The following is a 21,664-nucleotide window of genomic DNA, read 5'->3' on the forward strand; positions in this document are numbered from 1 at the left end:
GACACGGGCCTACGGCAGCGCCAGCATCCGCTCCAGGGCCAGCTTCGCGAACGCCTCGGTCTCCTTGTCGACCTCGATCCGGTTCACGAGCTTGCCCTCGGCCAGGGACTCCAGGGTCCAGACCAGGTGGGGCAGGTCGATGCGGTTCATGGTCGAGCAGAAGCAGACCGTCTTGTCCAGGAAGACGATCTCCTTGCCCTCGGGGGCGAAACGGTTCGCGAGCCGTCGTACGAGATTGAGCTCGGTGCCGATGGCCCACTTGGAGCCGGCCGGGGCCGCCTCCAGCGCCTTGATGATGTACTCGGTCGAGCCGACGTAGTCCGCCGCGGCCACGACCTCGTGCTTGCACTCGGGGTGCACGAGGACGTTCACACCGGGGATCCGGGCGCGGACGTCCTCCACCGAGTCCAGCGAGAAGCGGCCGTGCACCGAGCAGTGGCCGCGCCACAGGATCATCTTCGCGTCGCGCAGCTGCTCGGCGGTCAGGCCGCCGTTCGGCTTGTGCGGGTTGTAGAGGACGCAGTCCTCCAGCGTCATCCCCATGTCCCGCACGGCGGTGTTGCGGCCGAGATGCTGGTCGGGGAGGAACAGCACCTTCTCGCCCTGCTCGAAGGCCCACTCGAGAGCCTTCTTGGCGTTGGACGACGTGCAGATGGTGCCGCCGTGCTTGCCCGTGAACGCCTTGATGTCCGCCGAGGAGTTCATGTACGACACCGGCACGACCTGCTCGGCTATGCCGGCCTCGGTGAGCACGTCCCAGCACTCGGCGACCTGCTCGGCCGTCGCCATGTCGGCCATGGAGCAGCCGGCGGCGAGGTCGGGGAGGACCACCTTCTGGTCGTCGGACGTGAGGATGTCCGCCGACTCGGCCATGAAGTGCACACCGCAGAACACGATGTACTCGGCCTCCGGGCGCGCGGCCGCGTCCCGGGCCAGCTTGAAGGAGTCGCCCGTGACGTCGGCGAACTGGATGACCTCGTCACGCTGGTAGTGGTGGCCGAGGACGAACACCTTGTCGCCGAGCTTCTCCTTGGCCGCGCGGGCGCGCTCGACCAGGTCGGGGTCGGAGGGCGAGGGCAGGTCGCCGGGACACTCGACGCCCCGCTCGCTCCTCGGGTCGGCCTCGCGGCCGAGCAGCAACAGGGCGAGCGGAGTCGGCTGTACGTCGAGCTCCGTGGTCTGGGCGGTGGTCACGTCACGCACCCTTTCTACTTTTCGTCGATCTGACGCTATCTATCATAACCCGGTTCACGTCACTTTGACGATGGCTATAACGTCGATGTGACGTGAATCCCGGTCCTCCCGGGAGGGGTGGTTCTCGGGCCGCTGTTCGCTTCGTCGCGGGTGTGCGAGCATGAAGGGGACAGGCGAAAAGACAAGTTGCTCGGCCCGGAATGAATCCGCGGCCCCGGCGGTTGCAATCGTCGGTAAGCAGTCTCCGTACAACCCGGGAGAGATGTAGATGTCCGTATCGGACGAGACCGGCACCGTCACCGACGGCATCATCCTGTCCGACGCCGCCGCGGCGAAGGTCAAGGCCCTGCTCGACCAGGAAGGCCGTGAGGACCTGGCCCTGCGCGTCGCCGTTCAGCCCGGCGGCTGCTCCGGCCTGCGTTACCAGCTCTTCTTCGACGAGCGTTCCCTCGACGGGGACGTCGTCAAGGACTTCGGTGGCGTCAAGGTCGTCACCGACCGCATGAGCGCTCCGTACCTCGGCGGCGCGTCCATCGACTTCGTGGACACCATCGAGAAGCAGGGCTTCACGATCGACAACCCGAACGCGACCGGCTCCTGCGCCTGCGGCGACTCCTTCAGCTAAGCCACGGGTTCGACCAAGGCTCGAACGACAGAAGGCGGCGGCCCCCTCCGACGGGGCCGCCGCCTTCTCGTATCTCCAGGACTACCGGGCCCCGGAGGTCTCCGGCAGCCGCGCACCCGCCTTCTTCAGCGGGATCTCCTTGCCGTCCGTGCTCACGACCTTGCGGTCACCGAGCGGCGCGTCGAGCGGCACGGTCTTCTGGATCTCCTTGGCGATCGCGATGCAGACCTTGTCCGGCCACGGCGTATAGGTCACCTTGGCCGTCACCTCGTCCGAGGTCTCGCTCGCCGTCGCCGCGTAGTCCCCGCACACCCCGCCCGTGAAGCTCAGGGTCAGCTCGTCGCCCTCGGCCGAGTAGCCGTCCACCTTGACGTCGCGCGTCTTCGGCGCGGAGGTCGGCTGGTCCGAGGGTGCCGTGGGTGTGGCGGGTGACGTGGGCGTCGCCGTCGCCGTGGAGGCGATGTACGTCGGGTCGACCGCCGGATACGTCACCGTGAAGGCGTCCTTCGCGCCCGACGCCCGCACCTCGAACAGCCAGGACGGCACCAGCGCCGGCCGGCCGGCCACGAGATGCGACGCCAGCCCGAACACCGCCTTCTCGACGGCGAGCGTGTTCTTCGCGGGGCTCGCCGTCGACTCCCCGCAGGGCGCCTCCAAGCGGTCCTTGAGCGGTACGGGACTGGCGCAGCCGCCGATGCCCATGCGGTGGCCGGTCGCGGGCACCTTGTTCAGCAGGCCAAGCGTCTTCTCGGCGCTCAGCACGGGATACGTGTCGCTCTTCACCGGCGCCTTCAACTGGCCGGTGCCGCCGACCACGTCGCCCTGGCCGTTCACGGTGACGCCGGTCGTCCAGCCGTACGTGGGCAGCCCGCCCACGACCGGATCGGCGTTCACGACCCGCTGGGCGCCCATGACCTGGCTCGCGTCCAGCTTCGCGCGGTCCTGACCCGCCGCCTTCAGTACCGGCGCGGCGGCCTTCTCCGCGACCGCCACGCTCACCGGAGATCCGGTGGGGGTCTGCTCCGCACCGCACACGGTGGCGCTGTCACAGTTGTCGATGACGGGGGAGTAACGCTGGAAGGTCCACGCGCCCGGCGCCTGCCGGTTCACCTGGAGACTCGGTCCCGAACCGTCCCTGGCCCCGACCCGCCAGACCTGCCCCTGCGCCACCGGCGTGCCGTCGACCCCGAGCGCCCCGGCGAGCCGCGCCACGTCGTCCTCGGTGACCTGCCCCTGGGTCCGGTAGACCGGCGCCGAGTTGGGCCCCTCCGGGAGGCTGCCGTCGACGCGGTACGTCACGCCGTACGGATTCGGCTCCCCGGGGGCGATCCCGTTCCCCGCACCACCACTCTTGCTGTAGCCGTCGAGCGCGAGGGGCGGAGGAGTGTCGTCCCCCGACGCGCCGGAGGCCGTGCCGTCGCCGGACCCTCCGGCGGTACTGGCGGCGAGGTACGCCCCACCACCCCCGACCAGCAGGACGGCAGCGGCGACGGCGGCGACGACGGCCGGGGAGCGGTGCCCACCGGAACGGGGTGCGTCGGGGGCGGAGAGGGCGGCGACGGCGGGAACGTGATCGTGGTCGGACCCCGCCCCCGCGACGGCGGTATCCGGCGCGGGGGGCTGAGTCTGATCGAGACCGGTGTCCAGGCCCGCGGGCACGTCCGGGCCGACAGCGGCGTCGGGTGCGGGGAGCTTGCCGAGGCCGGTGCGGCCGGGAGTCGCCGCGCTGTCGCCATCGGCGGGAGCCTGTGGCGTGTCAGCGTCGGCATGGGCGCCGGGGGCCGCGGGGCCGTCCGCCTCGTCGGCCGCGGCATCGGCCGCGGTGCCGGAGGCCGGCGAGTCGTCCGCTGCTTCCTCGGTGTGTTCTGCCGGGCCTCGGGTGGCACTGGCTTCCTCGGTGCGTTCTGCCGGGCCTCCGGTGGCGCCGGCTTCCTCGGTGCCTTCGGCTCCGCCGCCCTGATCGGCGCCCGCGTGGCTCTCCCCCTCCAGGGGCGTAACGGCGGGGCTCGTCTCGTCGCCGAGAGCGTCGGAACCCCGCGTCTCCTCGGCCCCGCTCACGTCGTCGGCGCCGACCGCCCCCGCACCGCGCGCTTCCGCAGAGCTCCCGTCCCCGCCGCCGGAGGCCTCGTCGTTGTCGGGTCGCTCGGTGTTCACCGCATCGCTCCTTCTGCTGCGCAACTGTCCCTCGACCCTGACCAGACCCTGTCAAAAAGGTCGGCAAACGGGTCGTATCCCGCATCCCCTTTCCGGGGGACGGCGATGGGACGCAGCGGGGGAGCGCGCGGTTCCCTCGAACGCGCCGACGCGAGCGCCCTGCCTCAGTCGCCGTACTCCGACATCGCCTCCAGCAGCCGGGCGGAGCCCTCGGGAACCGTCACGCCGTGGATGAGGGAGGGAGAAACCGGAAGGGAAACGATCCGGTCGGGAACCGCCCAGTGCGGAGCCATCCGGGCGCAGTCACCGAGCAGCGACGCGAGGCCCCCGTCCAGGTCGGCAGGGGCGGAGACGTACAGCTCAAGGTTGGTCATGACGGCACCGTATGCACGCCCGGGCCCGCGAAGAAAGATCTACTATCGGGTAGTTTTTCCTGCTTCACCGCGCCGTCGGCCGCCTCGCAGTACCCCATACGGACCCGATAGCGTGAACCGTCAATACACCCTCCCCCCAGGAGAGCCACGCCGTGCGCATCGCAGTCACCGGCTCCATCGCCACCGACCACCTCATGACCTTCCCCGGCCGCTTCGCCGACCAGTTCGTCGCGGACCAACTGCACACGGTCTCGCTCTCCTTCCTGGTCGACAACCTCGACGTGCGCAGGGGAGGCGTCGGTGCGAACATCGCCTTCGGCATGGGCCAGCTCGGCACCAAGCCGATCCTCGTCGGCGCCGCGGGCTTCGACTTCGACGAGTACCGCGCCTGGCTCGACCGGCACGGCGTCGACACCGCGTCCGTCCGCATCTCCGAGACCCTGCACACCGCCCGCTTCGTGTGCACCACCGACGCCGACCACAACCAGATCGGCTCCTTCTACACGGGCGCGATGAGCGAGGCCCGCCAGATCGAACTCAAGACGGTGGCCGACCGGGTCGACGGCCTCGACCTCGTCCTCATCGGTGCCGACGACCCCGAGGCGATGCTCCGCCACACCGAGGAGTGCCGGTCGCGCGGCATCCCCTTCGCCGCGGACTTCTCCCAGCAGATCGCCCGGATGAACGGCGACGAGATCCGGATACTGCTGGACGGCGCCACGTATCTCTTCTCCAACGAGTACGAGAAGGGGCTCATCGAGTCCAAGACGGGCTGGTCCGACGCCGAGATCCTGGCCAGGGTGGGCCACCGGGTCACGACGCTCGGGGCGCAGGGTGTGCGGATCGACCGGGTCGGCGAGGAGCCGATCGTCGTCGGCTGCGCGGAGGAGGAGCGCAAGGCGGACCCCACGGGGGTCGGCGACGCGTTCCGCGCCGGGTTCCTGTCGGGGCTGGCCTGGGGGGTCTCGCTGGAGCGGGCGGCTCAGGTGGGCTGCATGCTGGCGACGCTCGTCATCGAGACCGTGGGGACGCAGGAGTACCGGCTGCGGCGGGGGGACTTCATGGAGCGGTTCACCAAGGCGTACGGGGACGAGGCCGCGTCCGAGGTCCAGGGGCACCTGGGCTGAGTCCCGTCATCACCTGAATCACCTGAATCACCTGATCCGGCGGATCACATATGCCGTTCCGTTGTCCGCCGGTTCCTCTCCCACGTACTCCTGCTCCCGCATCTCGCACCACGCCGGGACATCGAGGCGGGCCGCCTCGTCGTCCGACAGGACCCGGACGGTCCCGCCCACCGGAACGTCTCCGATCACCTTGGCCAGTTCGATGACCGGGATCGGGCACCGCTTGCCGAGGGCGTCCACGACAAGTGAGTCCTCCCGTACCACGGCCGAAGGCGTCGGTGCGCCCAGCTTCTCCCGCACCGCCGCCACCGCCCCCGGCAGCACCTCCAGGAAACGCTCGACCTCCTCGGAGGTCGCTCCCGGCGGCAACGACACCCGCACATTCCCCTCACTCAGTACGCCCATCGCCTTCAGCACATGGCTCGGCGTCAGCGTGCTGCTCGTGCAGGACGAACCGGAGGAGACGGAGAAACCGGCGCGATCCAGCTCGTGCAGCAAGGTCTCTCCGTCGACATAGAGACAGGAGAAGGTGACGATCCCCGGCAGCCGCTTCTCGGGATCGCCCACCACGTCCACGTCCGGCACCAGCCGCGGCACCCGGGCCCGGATCCGCGCCGTCAGCTCCCGCAGCCGTACGGCCTCTTGCGCGGCCTCGGCCCGCACCGCCCGCAGCGAGGCCGCCGCCGCGACGACGGCCGGCAGGTTCTCGAACCCCGGCGCCCGCCCCGACTCCCGCTCGTCGGCGGGTCCCTGGGGGGAGAAGCGGACACCTTTTCGTACGGCGAGCAGGCCGACCCCCGACGGACCGCCCCACTTGTGCGCGCTGGCGGTCAACAGCGACCACTCGCCCTCGACCGGCCCCCACCCGAGCGACTGCGCCGCGTCCACCAGCAACGGCACCCCCGCCCGACGGCACACGGCGGCCACCTCGGCCACCGGCTGCACGGTCCCCACCTCATGGTTCGCCGACTGGAGGCAGGCCAGCGCGGTATCGGGGCGAAGGGCATCGACGTACGCCTGCGGGCTCACCGCTCCCGTACGGCTCACCGGAACCTCGGTCACCTCGAACAGCTCCGCCGAATGGAGTACCGAGGAGTGTTCGACGGCTGACACGATCAGGTGACGTCCGATGCGACGACGACCGGCAAGCGCCCCCGCGATCCCGCTGTGCACGGCCCGCGTCCCGGAGGACGTGAAGGTCAGTTCGTCAGGCCGGCACCCCACGGCCTCGGCAGCGGCCTCCCGAGCGGCATCCAACAGCAGCCGAGCCCGCCGCCCCTCCCGGTACAACCGGGCGGGATCAGCCCATCCTTCGTCCAAGGAGGCCAACAGCGCCTGACGTGCGACGGGATGAAGGGGAGCACTGGAAGCAGCGTCGAAGTAGGACACACTGCAACGCTAACTCCCTGGACGGCGTGACCAGGCACAAAAGGCCCGCAGCCGCCAATTCAGCTAACCCCCCACCCAGTAGGCACCCCTCCCGCTGAACCCCCGGAGAGCGTCGGCTAGGGTTTGGTCCGCATAAACATCCAAACCCCTGCCCGACGCAGGGCGGCGACCGACCACCGAGTAAGGGCAGGCCGCAGCCAATCCGCGCGGGCGAGACTCTCGGGAAGGCGCTACGTGAGTCCCAACGGCTCCGACCGCTCGCCGCGGCGCCCGATGCGGCGGAAGCTGCTGCAGGCAATGATTGCGGGCCTGGTCCTGGCGACCGCCACCGGTTGCTCGTACAACTGGGAAGACTTCCCCCGCCTTGGTATGCCCACCCCGACCACGGAAGAGGCTCCGCGGATCCTCTCCCTGTGGCAGGGCTCCTGGGCTGCCGCGCTGGCCACCGGTGTGCTGGTGTGGGGCCTGATCCTGTGGAGCACGATCTTCCACCGGCGCAGCCGTACCAAGGTCGAGGTTCCTCCGCAGACCCGGTACAACATGCCGATCGAGGCGCTGTACACGGTCGTTCCGCTCGTCATCGTCTCGGTCCTCTTCTACTTCACGGCCCGCGACGAGTCGAAGCTCCTCAGCCTCAAGGATGAGCCCGACGTCACCGTCAACGTCGTCGGCTACCAGTGGAGCTGGGCCTTCAACTACATCGAGCCCGTCGCGGGTTCCACGGGCGACGCGAAGACCGACAAGAACCTGGACGCGATTCCGACCCGGTTCAAGAACGACTTCCCGGCGAACGCCGGCGGTGTCTACGACTTCGGTACGCCCGCCACGCGGAACCCGCAGACCGGAAACCCCGGCCCGACCCTCTGGCTCCCCAAGGGCAAGAAGGTCCGCTTCGTCCTCACCTCGCGTGACGTCATCCACTCCTTCTGGGTGGTGCCGTTCCTGATGAAGCAGGACGTCATTCCGGGCCACACCAACGCCTTCGAGGTGACCCCCAACAAGGAGGGCACCTTCATGGGTAAGTGCGCCGAGCTGTGCGGCGTCGACCACTCCCGGATGCTGTTCAACGTGAAGGTCGTCTCTCCCGAGCGCTACGAGCAGCACCTCAAGGACCTCGCGAAGAAGGGGCAGACCGGTTACGTTCCCGCGGGCATCGAGCAGACCGCCCACGAGAAGGACCGGGAGACGACGAACCTGTGAGCATCCTCAACGAACCCCAGGGTGCCGCCGAAGCAGGGTCCCACTACGCGGACGAACTGCCGGTCCGGCGCCAGAACCGCGGCAGCGTGGTCATCAAGTGGCTCACCACCACTGACCACAAGACGATCGGCACGATGTACCTGGTCACGTCGTTCGCCTTCTTCCTCATCGGCGGCGTGATGGCGCTCTTCATGCGCGCCGAGCTGGCCCGGCCGGGTCTGCAGATCATGTCGAACGAGCAGTTCAACCAGGCGTTCACGATGCACGGCACGATCATGCTGCTGATGTTCGCGACGCCGCTGTTCGCCGGCTTCACCAACTGGATCATGCCGCTGCAGATCGGCGCGCCCGACGTGGCGTTCCCGCGGCTGAACATGTTCGCCTACTGGCTGTACCTGTTCGGCTCGACGATCGCTGTCGGCGGCTTCCTCACCCCCTCGGGTGCGGCCGACTTCGGCTGGTTCGCCTACTCCCCGCTCTCCGACGCCGTCCGCTCTCCGGGCATCGGCGCCGACCTGTGGATCATGGGTCTGGCCTTCTCCGGCTTCGGCACGATCCTCGGCGCGGTCAACTTCATCACCACGATCATCTGCATGCGCGCACCGGGCATGACCATGTTCCGCATGCCGATCTTCGTGTGGAACGTGCTGCTGACCGCGGTGCTGGTCCTGCTCGCCTTCCCCGTGCTCGCCGCCGCGCTGTTCGCGCTGGAGGCGGATCGGAAATTCGGGGCACACGTCTTCGATGCCGCGAACGGCGGAGCGTTGCTGTGGCAACACCTCTTCTGGTTCTTCGGCCATCCAGAGGTGTACATCATCGCCCTGCCGTTCTTCGGCATCATCTCCGAGGTCATCCCGGTCTTCTCCCGCAAGCCGATGTTCGGCTACATGGGTCTGATCGCGGCCACCATCGCGATCGCGGGTCTGTCCGTGACGGTGTGGGCTCACCACATGTACGTCACCGGCGGTGTGCTGCTCCCGTTCTTCTCCTTCATGACGTTCCTCATCGCCGTACCGACGGGCGTGAAGTTCTTCAACTGGATCGGAACGATGTGGAAGGGGTCCCTGAGTTTCGAGACCCCGATGCTCTGGGCCACCGGCTTCCTGATCACCTTCACCTTCGGTGGTCTGACCGGTGTCATCCTGGCCTCGCCCCCGCTGGACTTCCACGTCTCGGACTCGTACTTCGTGGTGGCGCACTTCCACTACGTCGTCTTCGGCACCGTCGTCTTCGCGATGTTCTCCGGCTTCCACTTCTGGTGGCCGAAGTTCACCGGCAAGATGCTCGACGAGCGCCTCGGCAAGATCACGTTCTGGACGCTGTTCATCGGCTTCCACGGCACCTTCCTGGTCCAGCACTGGCTGGGCGCCGAGGGCATGCCGCGTCGGTACGCCGACTACCTGGCGGCCGACGGCTTCACCGCCCTGAACACGATCTCGACGATCAGCTCCTTCGTGCTCGGCCTGTCGATCCTGCCGTTCCTCTACAACGTGTGGAAGACGGCCAAGTACGGCAAGCCGGTCGGCGTCGACGACCCGTGGGGCTACGGCCGCTCCCTGGAGTGGGCGACCTCCTGCCCGCCGCCGCGCCACAACTTCCTCACCCTGCCGCGGATCCGCAGTGAATCCCCGGCGTTCGACCTTCACCACCCGGAGATCGCCGCTCTCGACCAGCTCGAGAACGCCGGTCACGGTGAGAAGGCCCTCTCCGGTGCCAAGGAGGCCGGCAAGTGAAGATCCAAGGACGGATGTTCATCTGGCTGAGCGTCTTCATCCTCGTCATGGCGATCGTCTATGGCGTGTGGTCGAAGGAGCCGGCCGGTACCACCGCGCTCTTCCTGGCCTTCGGCCTGTCCATCATGATCGGCTTCTACCTGGGCTTCACGGCCCGGCGGGTGGACGCCGGCGCGCAGGACAACAAGGAGGCCGACGTCGCGGACGACGCCGGCGAGGTCGGGTTCTTCAGCCCGCACAGCTGGCAGCCGCTCGCCCTCGGCTTCGGCGGCGCCCTCGCCTTCCTGTCGGTCGCGATCGGCTGGTGGCTGCTGTATTTCTCGTTGCCGGTGATCCTCGTCGGCCTGTACGGCTGGGTCTTCGAGTACTACCGCGGTGAGAACCGCACGCAGTAGCACGAGCGGAGCTCATCAGGAGCCCGGACACTCCGTCAGGAGGGTCCGGGCTCCTGCTTTTGCCGCAATCCTTGTCCCTCGTACGAGTCACTCAGCGCGCCGTTCTTGACGGGGCTTCCTAGCGTGAAGCCATGAACCACGCACCGCGTACCCGCACCGTCGTGAGCTGCACGCTGCTGGTGATCGCCCTCGGCGCGAGCGCCGCCGCCTGCGGGTCCGACGGGAACCCGCTGGCGGCCACGCCGTTCGACGCGGCGGACCAGATCGCCTTCAACGCGCCCACGGGCGGCGGCAAGAAGGCCGACCCGGACAAGCCGCTCGAGGTCACCGCCGATGACGACGACGGCCGCATCACCGACGTCACGGCCACGGACGCCACAGGCCGCTATCTGGCGGGCGAACTCTCCGCCGACGGCACCCGCTGGCGCAGCACCTCCCCACTGGCCGCAAACGCCCACTACACCGTCCGGGTGAGCACCGAGGACGAGGACGGGGCCCCGGGCCGCAGGGTCCTCGACTTCGACACCAGCAAGCCGCTGGGCAAGACGCGCCTGAAGGTCACCTTCGGCCCCAAGTCGGGCACGTACGGCGTCGGCCAGCCCGTCACCGCCAAGCTGGACAGACCCGTCAAGGACAAGGCCCAGCGGGCCGTCATCGAGCGCGCCCTCAGAGTCGACTCCACGCCCGCCGTACCGGGCGCCTGGCACTGGGTGGACGACAAGGAGCTCCACTACCGGCCCAAGGAGTACTGGCCCGCCCACGCCACGATCCAGGTCCGCAGCGAGCTGGAGGGCATCAAGATCGGCGACCGGCTCTGGGGCGGCAAGGCCAAGCCCCTGAAGCTGACCACCGGCGACCGCATCATCGCCGTGACGGACGCCGCGTCACACTCGATGAAGGTCTACAAGAACAACGAGGTCATCAACGAGCTCCCGGTCACGACCGGCAAGCCGGGCTTCGACACCCGTAACGGCGTCAAGGTCGTGCTGGCCAAGGAGTACTTCGTACGCATGCGCGGCACCAGCATCGGGATCGCCGAGGGTTCCTCGGACTCGTACGACCTCCCGGTCTACTACGCCACCCGCGTCACCTGGAGCGGTGAGTACGTCCACGCCGCTCCCTGGTCGGTCGGCTCCCAGGGCTACGCCAACGTCAGCCACGGCTGCACCGGCATGAGCACGTCCAACGCCGAGTGGTTCTTCAACACCGTCCACGAGGGCGACGTGGTCCAGGTCGTCAACTCGGAGGGCGACACCATGGAGCCCTTCGGCAACGGCTTCGGCGACTGGAACCTCGACTGGAAGAAGTGGCGCGACGGCAGCGCCCTGGTGGCCGGCACCCCGGACGCCCCCAGCCCCGACCAGACGGCGAGGCTGAGGCCGCAGAGCATCTAGAGGGACGCGGGAGCAGCTCTCAGGCGTTCAAGGCCTTGCGGTCCCGCAGCAGGGAAGCCAGCGCCGAGGCGAACTCCACCGGATCCACCGGATGGGTCACCGCGGCCTCCGCCCGGCTCCACGTGGCCAGCCACGCGTCCTGCGGCCGCCCGATCAGCAACAGCACCGGCGGGCAGTTGAACACCTCGTCCTTGATCTGCCGGCAGAGCCCCATGCCGCCCATCGGCACGGCCTCCCCGTCCAGCACACAGACGTCGATCCCGCCCTTGTCCAGCTCCTTCAGCACCGCCGCAGGCGTGGCGCACTCCAGGAACTCGACCAACGGGACGTCGGGAGCCGGTCGACGGCCCGCGGCGAGCCGTACCTGCTCGCGGGTGTTGGAATCGTCGCTGTAGACCAGCACCGTGGCGGTCGGCTGCATTGTTCCTCCGTGACGTCAGCGTCGTAAGGACAGGCCCGTTGGGCCGGATGCTACTCCCTTGAACACCACGTCAACACCGGTCTGGAGCAGGGAGACACTCCGAACGGCACCCCCCGGGGTGAGGGCGGGATAAGCGACCGACATAATGTCGGTCGTGGCGACAGCAACGACAGTAGAAACCGGGCACGCGCACCCGTCGGTCAACCGGCCGAACCTCACCAGCGTCGGAACCATCATCTGGCTGAGTTCCGAGCTGATGTTCTTCGCGGCCCTCTTCGCGATGTACTTCACCCTGCGATCGGTGACGGGTCCTGATCACTGGAAGGAGATGGCGCACGCCCTGAACGTTCCGTTCTCGGCGACGAACACCACGATCCTGGTGCTCTCCTCCCTCACCTGCCAGCTCGGCGTCTTCGCCGCCGAGCGCGGTGACGTGAAGAAGCTCCGGGGCTGGTTCATCATCACCTTCATCATGGGTGCGATCTTCATCGGCGGTCAGATCTACGAGTACACGGAGCTGGTGAAGAAGGACGGGATCTCCCTGTCCTCCGACCCGTACGGCTCGGTGTTCTACCTGACCACCGGCTTCCACGGTATGCACGTGACGGGCGGCCTCATCGCCTTCCTGTTCGTTCTCGGACGTACCTACGCGGCCAAGAGGTTCACCCACGAGCAGGCGACCGCCGCGATCGTCGTGTCCTACTACTGGCACTTCGTCGACGTCGTCTGGATCGGCCTCTTCGCCACGATCTATCTGATCAAGTAGCCGGGCCCGCTCCCGACATCGCAAGCATCGACGCAGAAGATCCTGACACCGGGGTAATCCGTGAAAAAGCTCTCCGCACGACGACGCCACCCGCTGGCGGCGCTCGTCGTCCTACTCCTCGCGCTGGCATGCACCGGGGGGCTGTACGCCGTGTTCGCACCCGCGAGCAAGGCGCAGGCAGATGAAACCGCCCAGTCCCTGGCCATCGACGAGGGCAAGAAGCTCTTCGCCGTAGGCTGCGCCAGTTGCCACGGCGCCGGCGGTCAGGGGTCCTCCGACGGTCCGAGCCTCGTGGGCGTGGGCGCCGCGGCCGTCGACTTCCAGGTCGGCACCGGCCGTATGCCGGCCCAGCAGCCGGGCGCGCAGGTTCCGCGCAAGAAGGTCATCTACACGCAGGCCGAGATCGACCAGCTGGCCGCGTTCGTCTCCTCGCTGGGCGCGGGTCCGAACATCCCGACCAAGGCGCAGTACGGCCCCGACGGTGCCGACATCGCCAAGGGCGGCGAGCTGTTCCGTGACAACTGCACGCAGTGCCACAACTTCACCGGCAAGGGCGGCGCGCTGACGCACGGCAAGTTCGCGCCGAGCCTCGAGGGCGTCGATCCGAAGCACATCTACGAGGCCATGCAGACCGGCCCGCAGAACATGCCGTCGTTCCCCGACACCACGCTGTCGGAGCAGAACAAGAAGGACATCATCGCGTACCTGAACGCGGTCAACGGCGACGACACCGTGAGCCCCGGCGGCCTTGAGCTGGGCGGTCTCGGCCCGGTCTCCGAAGGCCTGTTCGCCTGGATCTTCGGCCTCGGCGCGCTGATCGCGGTCGCCGTCTGGGTCGCCGCTCGGACCGCAAAGGCCAAGAAGTCATGAGTAGCCAAGACATTCCAGAAGAGAACCTGCCCGCAGAGCAGGACGCGCACGGCGCGGTAGGCGTCGCGGACGAGAAGAACCCCTTCGCGGACCCCGGCCTCCCGCCCCACGAGCACCGGGTGCAGGACATCGACGAGCGGGCCGCCAGGCGGTCCGAGCGCACGGTGGCCATGCTGTTCACGGTGTCGATGCTGGCCACCGTCGGGTTCATCGCCTCGTACGTGGGCATCCCCCACGACAAGTCGATCTTCGTCTTCCCGATCGGGCACATCAACGCGCTGAACTTCGCGCTGGGCCTGACCCTCGGTCTCGCCCTCTTCTCGATCGGCGCGGGTGCGGTCCACTGGGCCCGCACCCTGATGTCCGACGAGGAGATCGCCGACGAGCGCCACCCGATCGAGGCGTCCCCCGAGGTCCGCGCGAAGGTCCACGCGGACTTCAAGCAGGGCGCCAAGGAGTCGGCGCTCGGCCGGCGCAAGCTGATCCGCAACACGATGTTCGGCGCGCTCGCCCTGTTCCCGCTCTCCGGCGTCATGCTGCTGCGCGACCTCGGCCCGCTGCCCGGCACCAAGCTCCGCCACACCATGTGGCGCAAGGGCCTCCAGCTCGTCAACATGAACACCAACGAGCCGCTGCGTCCCGAGGACGTGGCGGTCGGCTCGCTGACCTTCGCCAAGCCCGAGGGCCTGGAGGAGCACGACGAGGAGTTCCAGACCGAGATCGCCAAGGCCGCCCTGATGATCGTCCGCATCCAGCCGGACAACATCAAGGACAAGCGCGAGCTCGAGTGGTCGCACGAGGGGATCGTCGCGTACTCGAAGATCTGCACCCACGTGGGTTGCCCGATCTCCCTGTACGAGCAGCAGACGCACCACGTGCTCTGCCCCTGCCACCAGTCCACCTTCGACCTCTCCGACGGTGCCCGGGTGATCTTCGGCCCCGCCGGTCACGCCCTGCCGCAACTGCGCATCGGCGTGAACGACCAGGGTTACCTCGAAGCGCTCGGCGACTTCGACGAGCCTGTCGGTCCTGCATTCTGGGAGCGCGGATGAGCACAAACGAGAGCACCGCGGCCAACGGGGCGCGGCGCGACAAGGCCCCGGCGGGCGAGCGCGTCGCCGACTGGGCGGACGGCCGGCTGGGGATCTACTCCCTGGCCAAGTCCAACATGCGCAAGATCTTCCCCGACCACTGGTCGTTCATGTTGGGCGAGGTCTGCCTCTACAGCTTCATCATCATCATCCTCACGGGTGTGTACCTGACGCTGTTCTTCCACCCGTCGATGAACGAGGTGGAGTACCACGGCAGCTACGTCCCGCTGCAGGGCCAGCTGATGTCCGAGGCGTTCAACTCGACCATGCACATCTCCTTCGAGGTGCGCGGTGGTCTGCTGATCCGGCAGATCCACCACTGGGCGGCGCTGATCTTCCTCGCCGGCATGTTCGTGCACATGATGCGCGTGTTCTTCACGGGCGCGTTCCGCAAGCCGCGTGAGGTCAACTGGCTGTTCGGCTTCCTGCTGTTCGTCCTGGGCATGTTCACCGGCTTCACCGGCTACTCGCTCCCGGACGACCTGCTCTCCGGCACCGGTGTCCGCTTCATGGAGGGCGCGATCCTGTCCGTGCCGATCGTCGGCACGTACCTGTCGTTCTTCCTCTTCGGCGGTGAGTTCCCGGGCGGCGACTTCGTGGCCCGCTTCTACTCGATCCACGTGCTGCTGCTGCCGGGCATCATGCTCGGCCTGGTCGTCGGCCACCTGATCCTGGTCTTCTACCACAAGCACACGCAGTTCGCGGGCCCCGGAAAGACGAACAACAACGTCGTCGGCATGCCGCTGCTGCCGGTCTACATGGCCAAGGCCGGAGGCTTCTTCTTCCTGGTCTTCGGTGTCATCGCGGCCATCGCGGCGATCGCCTCGATCAACCCGATCTGGTCGATGGGCCCCTACCGTCCCGACCAGGTGTCCACGGGCGCCCAGCCGGACTGGTACATGGGCTTCTCCGAGGGCCTGATCCGTGTCATGCCGGGCTGGGAGATCAACTTCTGGGGCCACACGCTCGTCCTGGGCGTGTTCATCCCGCTGGTGATCTTCCCGCTGGTCCTGGTCGCGATCGCGGTCTACCCGTTCATCGAGTCCTGGGTCACCGGCGACAAGCGCGAGCACCACATCCTGGACCGCCCGCGCAACGCGCCGACGCGTACCGCCTTCGGCGTCGCGTGGATCACCTGGTACATGGTGCTGCTGATCGGTGGTGGAAACGACCTCTGGGCCACCCACTTCCACCTGTCGATCAACGCCATCACCTGGTTCGTCCGGGTCGCGTTCTTCGTCGCCCCGGTCCTCGCGTTCATCGCCACCAAGCGGATCTGCCTCGGCCTCCAGCGCCGCGACAAGGACAAGGTGCTGCACGGCCGCGAGTCCGGCATCATCAAGCGCCTGCCGCACGGTGAGTTCATCGAGGTGCACGAGCCGCTCAGCCAGGAGCAGCTGCACACGCTCACGGCGCACGACCAGTACGAGCCGGCCGCGATCGGTGCCACGGTCGACGAGAACGGCGTCGAGCGCAAGGTGAAGGGCTCCCAGAAGCTGCGCGCCAAGCTGAGCGAGGCGTACTACGGCGAGGAGTCCCAGATCCCCAAGCCCACCGTCGAGGAGTACAAGGAGATCACGAGCGGCCACGGCCACCACTGATCGCTGCGCTCGCCACGCGCGGTAGAAGGGCCCGTCCGACACACTGGACGGGCCCTTTGCCATGCGCTGAGCGGCGGAGGTGGGGCGAAGTCCGGTACACGCGGTTGGGAGGGGGAGGAGACCGTGGGCCCCGTCCGAACGCCGGACGGGGCCCTTTGCCGTGCCCCGGGCTGGATAGGGTGGGAGCACATTGTTCTACGACATCTGGAGCGGCCCCATGAGCGCTGTGACCCCCGCTGGAGGCGACACCGCGGCGGGCCGTTCCTGGCCCGCTCTGCTCAACGGCCTGCTGGAGGGCCGTGACCTGTCCGCCGACGACACCGCGTGGGCGATGGACCTGATCATGCGCGGCGAGGCCACGGACGCGCAGATCGCCGGGTTCGCGGTGGCGCTGCGCGCCAAGGGCGAGACCGTCCAGGAGATCACCGGGCTGGTCCGGACGATGTACGAGCACGCGAACGTCATCGAGGTGCCGGGCCGGACCGTCGACATCGTCGGCACGGGCGGCGACGGCGCGAAGACGGTGAACATCTCCACGATGTCGGCGATCGTCATCGCCGGCACCGGCGCGAAGGTCGTCAAGCACGGCAATCGGGCCGCCTCCTCCGCGTCCGGCGCCTCGGACGTCCTGGAGAAGCTCGGCGTCAATCTGGAGCTGACGCCGAAGCGGGTGGCCGAGGTCGCCGAGGAGGCCGGGATCACCTTCTGCTTCGCGATCAAGTTCCATCCGGCGCTGCGTCATGTGGCCGCAGCGCGAGGGCAGTTGGGGATCCGGACCACCTTCAACGCGCTCGGTCCGCTGACCAACCCGGCCAAGGTGAAGGCGCAGGCCGTGGGCGTCGCCGACCCCCGCCTGGCACCGCTCATCGCCGGCGTCCTGGCCGAGCGGGGCAACTCCTCCCTCGTCTTCCGCGGCGACGACGGCTTCGACGAGCTGACCACGACGTCCACGTCCCGGGTGTGGGTCGTGCGCGACGGCAAGGTCACCGAGGAGAGCTTCGATCCGCGGCACGTCGGCCTCGAGCTGGTCCCGGTGGAGGCACTGCGGGGCGCGGATCCGTCGTACAACGCGGAGGTCGCGCGGCGGCTCCTGGACGGCGAGACGGGCCCCGTCCGGGACGCCGTACTGCTGAACTCGGCGGCGGCGCTGGTGGCGCTGGACCCGGGGTCGGGGACGCTGGCCGAGCAGATCGGCGCCGCCATGACCAAGGCCGCCGAGTCGATCGACTCCGGGTCCGCCAGGCGCACGCTGGATCGCTGGGTGGCCGCGAGCAACGCGTAGCGGGCAGCGCGGTCCCGTCATCCGGACACGGGTTGCGGGACCGCGATCACTTCACGTACGTTCCTGTACCAGGTCATGAGTGACAGTCATGAGGCCCCGGCCGACTGTCCGGCAACCCTCCGTCCGTGGCGGGGTGCCCCGGGTGAAGACCAGGCCGTAGGCAGCGAGGTCTACGGCAAGCGCGGGCCCCTCTCGAAACCAGGGGTCCTGGTCATTCGAGGGAGTCTTCCGTGAGCAAGCGAATGCGATAGGGCGCCGAGCCCCGCCTCCGCACACCCATCTCACCTTTCTTTTCACGGGAGTCCCCCATGTCTGTCTCCACCGTTGCCCCCGCCCGGACCATTTGTGACCATCTGCCCGTTCTGGGCCGGGATGTCACCGTCCCGCTCGTCACGGGCGGCGAGGTCACCTACGCGGCCCTCGACTACGCGGCCAGCGCCCCCGCCCTCCAGCGCGTCTGGGACGACGTGGCGGCCTACGCGCCCTACTACGGCAGCGTGCACCGCGGTGCCGGTTACCTCTCGCAGCTGTCGACCGACCTGTTCGAGAACGCCCGCAGGACCGTCACCGAGTTCCTCGACTGCCGGGACGACGACCAGCTGGTCTTCACCCGGTCGACCACCGACTCGCTCAACCTCCTCGCCGCCGCGCTCCCCGCCGACTGCCAGGTCTTCGTCTTCGAGACCGAGCACCACGCCTCGCTGCTGCCGTGGAAGGACGCCCGGGTCACCTACCTCGACGCCCCGCGCACCCCGCGGCAGGCCGTGGAGACGCTGGAGAAGGCCCTCGCCGACCGCGACCCCCAGGGCCCGGCCCTGGTGTGCGTCACCGGCGCCTCCAACGTCACCGGTGAGCTGTGGCCCGTACGGGAGCTTGCGGCAGCCGCTCACTCCCACGGCGCCCGCATCGTGCTCGACGCGGCCCAGCTGGCCCCGCACCACCCGTTGAGCGTCCGTGACCTCGATGTCGACTGGGTCGCCTTCTCCGGCCACAAGCTCTACGCCCCCTTCGGCTCGGGTGTCCTGGCCGGCCGCGCGGACTGGCTCCGGGCCGCCGACCCCTACCTCGCGGGCGGCGGCGCCAGCCGCAAGGTCACGCGGCGCGAGGACGGGGGAGTGGACGTGGAGTGGCACGAGAGCGCCGCCCGCCACGAGGCCGGCTCGCCGAACGTCATCGGCGCCTACTCCATCGCCTCCGCCTGCCGGGCCCTCACCGAGGCCGGCTTCGACACGCTGGTCGCCCGCGAGCAGCACCTGATCGAGAAGGTGAGGGCGGGCCTCGCCGAGGTCCCCGAGGTCCGCGTCCTCTCCCTCTTCGGTGACGACGCCCCCCGCGTCGGCGTGATCTCCTTCGTCGTCGAGGGCTGGAACAGCTCCCACTTCGCCGCGGCCCTCTCCGCCGAGTACGGCATCGGAGTCCGCGACGGCCTCTTCTGCGCCCACCCCCTCGTCCGCACCCTCCTCGGCAGCGACCCGCAGTCCCAGGGCGAGTGCGGCGCCCCCGAGGCCGCGCCCGGCGAGAAGTCCCTCAACGCGATCCGGGTGAGCTTCGGCGCGGGCACACCGGACGAGCACGTGGAGCGGTTCGTGAAGGCCGTGAAGGAACTGGTCGCGGACGGTGCGAAGTGGACGTACCGCACCGAGGACGGCCGCTGCGTCCCGGCCGTCTGACTTCTGACGTCCGGCGCGCGTATACGCTCCCCCTCAGCAGCCGTACGGAAAGCAGGGGGAGCACGGGGTGCAGGAGCTGCGCGAGACGGACCCGCGGACCATCGGGCCCTACGAGGTCCTGGGCAGACTCGGGTCCGGCGGCATGGGCGAGGTGTATCTCGCCGAGGCGCGGGGCGGGCTGCGACTGGCCGTGAAGGTCGTACGGGCCGAGCACGCCGAGGACCGCACCTTCCGTGCCCGGTTCCGGCACGAGGTGCGGGCCGCGCAGACCGTCGGCGGGGCGGGCACGTACACCGCGCGGGTCGTGGACGCGGACACCGAGGCCGCGCGGCCGTGGATGGCGACCGAGTTCGTGGCGGGGCCCAACCTGCGGGACGCGGTGCTCGACCGGGGGCCGCTGCCCGCGGACGCGGTACGGCTGCTGGCGGCCGCGCTCGCCGAGGCGCTCGCCGCGATCCACGCCAAGGGGCTGGTGCACCGGGACCTCAAGCCCTCCAACATCCTGCTCTCGCCGGACGGGCCCCGGGTCATCGACTTCGGGATCGTCAGGGCTCTGGAGGGCACGGCACTGACCCGGACCGGTGTGGTCGTCGGATCGGTCGGCTATCTCTCGCCCGAGCAGATCCGCAACGGCGCCCAGGTGGTGCCGGCCAGTGACGTCTTCTCCCTGGGCGCGGTCCTCGCGTACGCCTCCGGCGGCAAGGAACCGTTCGGCGAGGGGCAGGATTCGGTCGTTCTGCTGCGGATCCTGACCGGGGACGTCGACCTGTCCGCCGTACCTGAGGAACAGCTGCCGCTGGTGGAGGCGTGTCTGCGGGACGACCCCGGCGCGCGGCCGACGCCCACGGAGCTGGTCGCGGCCGCGGGGCACACCGCGGGATCGCTGCGCGAGGGACTGCGGGCGGGGTGGTACGGCCCCGGTGCCGCGAAGGAGCCCGAGGCCGCGCAGAGCGGTGCGCGCTGGGTTCCCGCTCACGACTCGGGGGAGCGGGAGAGCCGGGTCGAGTACGTGGCCCCCGTGACCGTCACGGACGTCCCCGCGGCCACCCATGTCTCACCGAATCCCGCTCCGCCGTCCCGGCGTCGGCTGCTGCGGGCCGCGGTCGGCGGTGCCGGGGTCGTGGCGGCCGGCGGTGTGGGCGGGTGGCTGTGGCTGCGGGACTCCTCGGACGGATCCGCGACGGGTGAGACGGTGGCCGGGGCGACCGGTGCGGGCTCCGCGACGGGCACGCCCGCGACGGGCTGGCAGTACAAGGTCCAGGGGCTCGGCGGGCGTCGCGGCCCCTGCGCCGCCCTCTCGCCCGACGGCACGCGGGTGTACGTCGGCGGCGCGGACGGCTCGCTGCACGCGCTGGACCTGGGCGGGCGGACCGTCTGGCACACCGCACTGGGCGGCGAGGCCATGTCCCCGCTCGCCACCGCCCAGGGCGTGTACTGCCTGCTGGAGGACGACCAGGAGGGCGCCTCCAAGCTGTGCGCGCTCGGCCGGGGCGGCAAGGTCCGCTGGACCAGGGCGTTCGCCGCGAACAGCCAGTTCCTGGTCACCGCGGGGCAACTGATCCTGGTGTCCTACGGCAACGGCTCGGACGCGGGCGGGGTCCGGGCCTACGCCCCCGACGGCAGCGTGCGCTGGAGCGCGCCGACCGGGCCGGCACCCACCGGTGAGCCCATGGTGGCGGACGGGGTGGTCTACGTCGGCACGTTCGGGGACCAGGTGCAGGCGCTGGACGCGAAGACCGGCAAGCGGCTCTGGGCGACGGCGGCCGGCCTCGACACCGGGCGGCCCGCGCTGGTCGGCGACACCCTGGTGGTCGGATCGGGCGGCGAGCAGATGCTGCACGGCATCGGCCGCAAGGGCAAGCCGCTGTGGAACTCGACCAACGACAAGGTGGACGGCAGCCGCTACTTCACCTGCGTGCCCTTCGGCGGCCTGGGCGTCACCGCCTCCGACTACGAACTCGTCGCCCTGCACCCCGCCGACGGATCGACGGCGTGGTCCTTCCAGTTCACCGACGACGGAACCCAGTACAGCAACCCGACCGTCTTCGGCGACACCCTCTACGTACGCCATGGTTCGACGCTCTACGGCCTCAACCGCAAGGGCAAGCAGATCTGGCAGAAGCGCGTCGAGGGCGGCGCCTCCGTCGGCACCCAGTCGCCGGTCGTCCGGAGCGGCCGCGTGTACGTCGCGACCGCCGACGGCATCACCGTGCTCGCGCTCGACTCCTAGGGTCTAGTGCCTCGGCAGGCAACGTTCGCCCCGTCGCGCCGCCCGGCACGCCCTCTCGCCGCACCGGCCGAAAGCCCAAGTACATCCAGTACGAGGACTTCCGGCCGGCACGCCGAGAGCACGCACCGGACGCCGCTCCTCAACGGGC

18 protein-coding genes and 1 riboswitch are annotated in these 21,664 nt (G+C 69.3%); of the genes, 13 read left to right on the plus strand and 5 right to left on the minus strand.

What is annotated here, in order from left to right:
• Positions 1-9: 9 nt before the first annotated feature.
• Positions 10-1,194: a quinolinate synthase NadA gene (gene nadA / locus OG841_RS33780; RefSeq protein WP_057611825.1), complete on the minus strand. Its 1,185-nt coding sequence runs from the start codon at positions 1,192-1,194 to the stop codon at positions 10-12.
• A 268-nt stretch (positions 1,195-1,462) separates the two neighbouring features.
• Between nadA and OG841_RS33785 the strand changes: the two genes are divergently transcribed.
• On the plus strand, positions 1,463-1,819 hold the full coding sequence (locus OG841_RS33785; protein ID WP_266525746.1) for an iron-sulfur cluster assembly accessory protein: 357 nt from the start codon (positions 1,463-1,465) through the stop codon (positions 1,817-1,819).
• 81 nt (positions 1,820-1,900) lie between these two features.
• Here the strand turns inward: OG841_RS33785 and OG841_RS33790 are convergent, their stop codons facing one another.
• Entirely contained in the window at positions 1,901-3,973 is a 2,073-nt protein-coding gene (locus tag OG841_RS33790; RefSeq protein WP_328637930.1) for a hypothetical protein, read from the minus strand.
• 164 nt (positions 3,974-4,137) lie between these two features.
• Positions 4,138-4,347, minus strand: coding sequence for a hypothetical protein (locus OG841_RS33795; protein ID WP_306982631.1), 210 nt, complete (start codon positions 4,345-4,347; stop codon positions 4,138-4,140).
• A gap of 152 nt (positions 4,348-4,499) precedes the next feature.
• Here OG841_RS33795 and OG841_RS33800 point away from each other — a divergent pair, with 152 nt between their 5' ends.
• Positions 4,500-5,474 carry a carbohydrate kinase family protein gene (locus OG841_RS33800; RefSeq protein ID WP_365118310.1) on the plus strand — a complete coding sequence of 325 codons (975 nt, stop codon included), beginning with the start codon at positions 4,500-4,502 and terminating at the stop codon, positions 5,472-5,474.
• Between the two features lie 27 nt (positions 5,475-5,501).
• Here the strand turns inward: OG841_RS33800 and OG841_RS33805 are convergent, their stop codons facing one another.
• Positions 5,502-6,863: a cysteine desulfurase/sulfurtransferase TusA family protein gene (locus OG841_RS33805; protein WP_365118313.1), complete on the minus strand. Its 1,362-nt coding sequence runs from the start codon at positions 6,861-6,863 to the stop codon at positions 5,502-5,504.
• A gap of 234 nt (positions 6,864-7,097) precedes the next feature.
• Between OG841_RS33805 and ctaC the strand changes: the two genes are divergently transcribed.
• The 4 genes from ctaC (at position 7,098) to OG841_RS33825 (ending at position 11,585) form a co-directional block, all read left to right on the plus strand.
• Positions 7,098-8,063 carry an aa3-type cytochrome oxidase subunit II gene (gene ctaC / locus OG841_RS33810; RefSeq protein WP_266380827.1) on the plus strand — a complete coding sequence of 322 codons (966 nt, stop codon included), beginning with the start codon at positions 7,098-7,100 and terminating at the stop codon, positions 8,061-8,063.
• Positions 8,060-9,796, plus strand: a complete 1,737-nt coding sequence (gene ctaD, locus OG841_RS33815; protein WP_328637927.1) for an aa3-type cytochrome oxidase subunit I — start codon at positions 8,060-8,062, stop codon at positions 9,794-9,796. Before ctaC ends, ctaD begins: the two co-directional genes overlap by 4 nt.
• Positions 9,793-10,191 carry a cytochrome c oxidase subunit 4 gene (locus OG841_RS33820; RefSeq protein WP_328637926.1) on the plus strand — a complete coding sequence of 133 codons (399 nt, stop codon included), beginning with the start codon at positions 9,793-9,795 and terminating at the stop codon, positions 10,189-10,191. Before ctaD ends, OG841_RS33820 begins: the two co-directional genes overlap by 4 nt.
• Before the next feature lie 131 nt (positions 10,192-10,322).
• Positions 10,323-11,585, plus strand: a complete 1,263-nt coding sequence (locus OG841_RS33825; protein ID WP_328637925.1) for a L,D-transpeptidase — start codon at positions 10,323-10,325, stop codon at positions 11,583-11,585.
• 19 nt (positions 11,586-11,604) lie between these two features.
• Here OG841_RS33825 and OG841_RS33830 read toward each other — a convergent pair whose 3' ends face one another.
• Positions 11,605-12,006, minus strand: a complete 402-nt coding sequence (locus tag OG841_RS33830; protein WP_328637924.1) for a hypothetical protein — start codon at positions 12,004-12,006, stop codon at positions 11,605-11,607.
• Between the two features lie 145 nt (positions 12,007-12,151).
• Here OG841_RS33830 and ctaE point away from each other — a divergent pair, with 145 nt between their 5' ends.
• The 7 genes from ctaE (at position 12,152) to OG841_RS33865 (ending at position 21,516) form a co-directional block, all read left to right on the plus strand.
• Positions 12,152-12,772 (plus strand): aa3-type cytochrome oxidase subunit III, encoded by a 621-nt coding sequence (gene ctaE, locus OG841_RS33835; protein WP_328637923.1) that lies wholly within the window; start codon positions 12,152-12,154, stop codon positions 12,770-12,772.
• Between the two features lie 60 nt (positions 12,773-12,832).
• Positions 12,833-13,642, plus strand: coding sequence for a cytochrome bc1 complex diheme cytochrome c subunit (gene qcrC, locus OG841_RS33840; protein WP_328637922.1), 810 nt, complete (start codon positions 12,833-12,835; stop codon positions 13,640-13,642).
• Positions 13,639-14,694 carry a cytochrome bc1 complex Rieske iron-sulfur subunit gene (gene qcrA / locus OG841_RS33845; protein WP_328637921.1) on the plus strand — a complete coding sequence of 352 codons (1,056 nt, stop codon included), beginning with the start codon at positions 13,639-13,641 and terminating at the stop codon, positions 14,692-14,694. The genes qcrC and qcrA overlap by 4 nt, the downstream gene beginning before the upstream one ends.
• Positions 14,691-16,334 (plus strand): cytochrome bc1 complex cytochrome b subunit, encoded by a 1,644-nt coding sequence (gene qcrB / locus OG841_RS33850; protein ID WP_328637920.1) that lies wholly within the window; start codon positions 14,691-14,693, stop codon positions 16,332-16,334. Before qcrA ends, qcrB begins: the two co-directional genes overlap by 4 nt.
• A gap of 217 nt (positions 16,335-16,551) precedes the next feature.
• Positions 16,552-17,616: an anthranilate phosphoribosyltransferase gene (gene trpD, locus OG841_RS33855; protein ID WP_328637919.1), complete on the plus strand. Its 1,065-nt coding sequence runs from the start codon at positions 16,552-16,554 to the stop codon at positions 17,614-17,616.
• Between the two features lie 71 nt (positions 17,617-17,687).
• A riboswitch (SAM riboswitch) is annotated at positions 17,688-17,804 on the plus strand.
• A gap of 120 nt (positions 17,805-17,924) precedes the next feature.
• Positions 17,925-19,286: an aminotransferase class V-fold PLP-dependent enzyme gene (locus tag OG841_RS33860; protein WP_371567899.1), complete on the plus strand. Its 1,362-nt coding sequence runs from the start codon at positions 17,925-17,927 to the stop codon at positions 19,284-19,286.
• A gap of 67 nt (positions 19,287-19,353) precedes the next feature.
• Positions 19,354-21,516, plus strand: a complete 2,163-nt coding sequence (locus tag OG841_RS33865) for a serine/threonine-protein kinase (RefSeq protein WP_328637917.1) — start codon at positions 19,354-19,356, stop codon at positions 21,514-21,516.
• Positions 21,517-21,664 lie beyond the last annotated feature (148 nt).

The sequence above is a fragment of the Streptomyces canus genome (genome assembly GCF_041435015.1).
Taxonomy (GTDB): Bacteria; Actinomycetota; Actinomycetes; order Streptomycetales; family Streptomycetaceae; genus Streptomyces; species Streptomyces canus_G.

Coding starts and splice junctions, on each gene's coding strand:
- OG841_RS33860 (WP_371567899.1), top strand. CDS start 17,925: ATGTCTGTCTCCACCGTTGCCCCCGCCCGGACCATTTGTGACCATCTG.
- qcrA (WP_328637921.1), top strand. CDS start 13,639: ATGAGTAGCCAAGACATTCCAGAAGAGAACCTGCCCGCAGAGCAGGAC.
- trpD (WP_328637919.1), top strand. CDS start 16,552: ATGAGCGCTGTGACCCCCGCTGGAGGCGACACCGCGGCGGGCCGTTCC.
- OG841_RS33825 (WP_328637925.1), top strand. CDS start 10,323: ATGAACCACGCACCGCGTACCCGCACCGTCGTGAGCTGCACGCTGCTG.
- OG841_RS33785 (WP_266525746.1), top strand. CDS start 1,463: ATGTCCGTATCGGACGAGACCGGCACCGTCACCGACGGCATCATCCTG.
- OG841_RS33830 (WP_328637924.1), bottom strand. CDS start 12,006: ATGCAGCCGACCGCCACGGTGCTGGTCTACAGCGACGATTCCAACACC.
- OG841_RS33795 (WP_306982631.1), bottom strand. CDS start 4,347: ATGACCAACCTTGAGCTGTACGTCTCCGCCCCTGCCGACCTGGACGGG.
- ctaE (WP_328637923.1), top strand. CDS start 12,152: ATGTCGGTCGTGGCGACAGCAACGACAGTAGAAACCGGGCACGCGCAC.
- qcrB (WP_328637920.1), top strand. CDS start 14,691: ATGAGCACAAACGAGAGCACCGCGGCCAACGGGGCGCGGCGCGACAAG.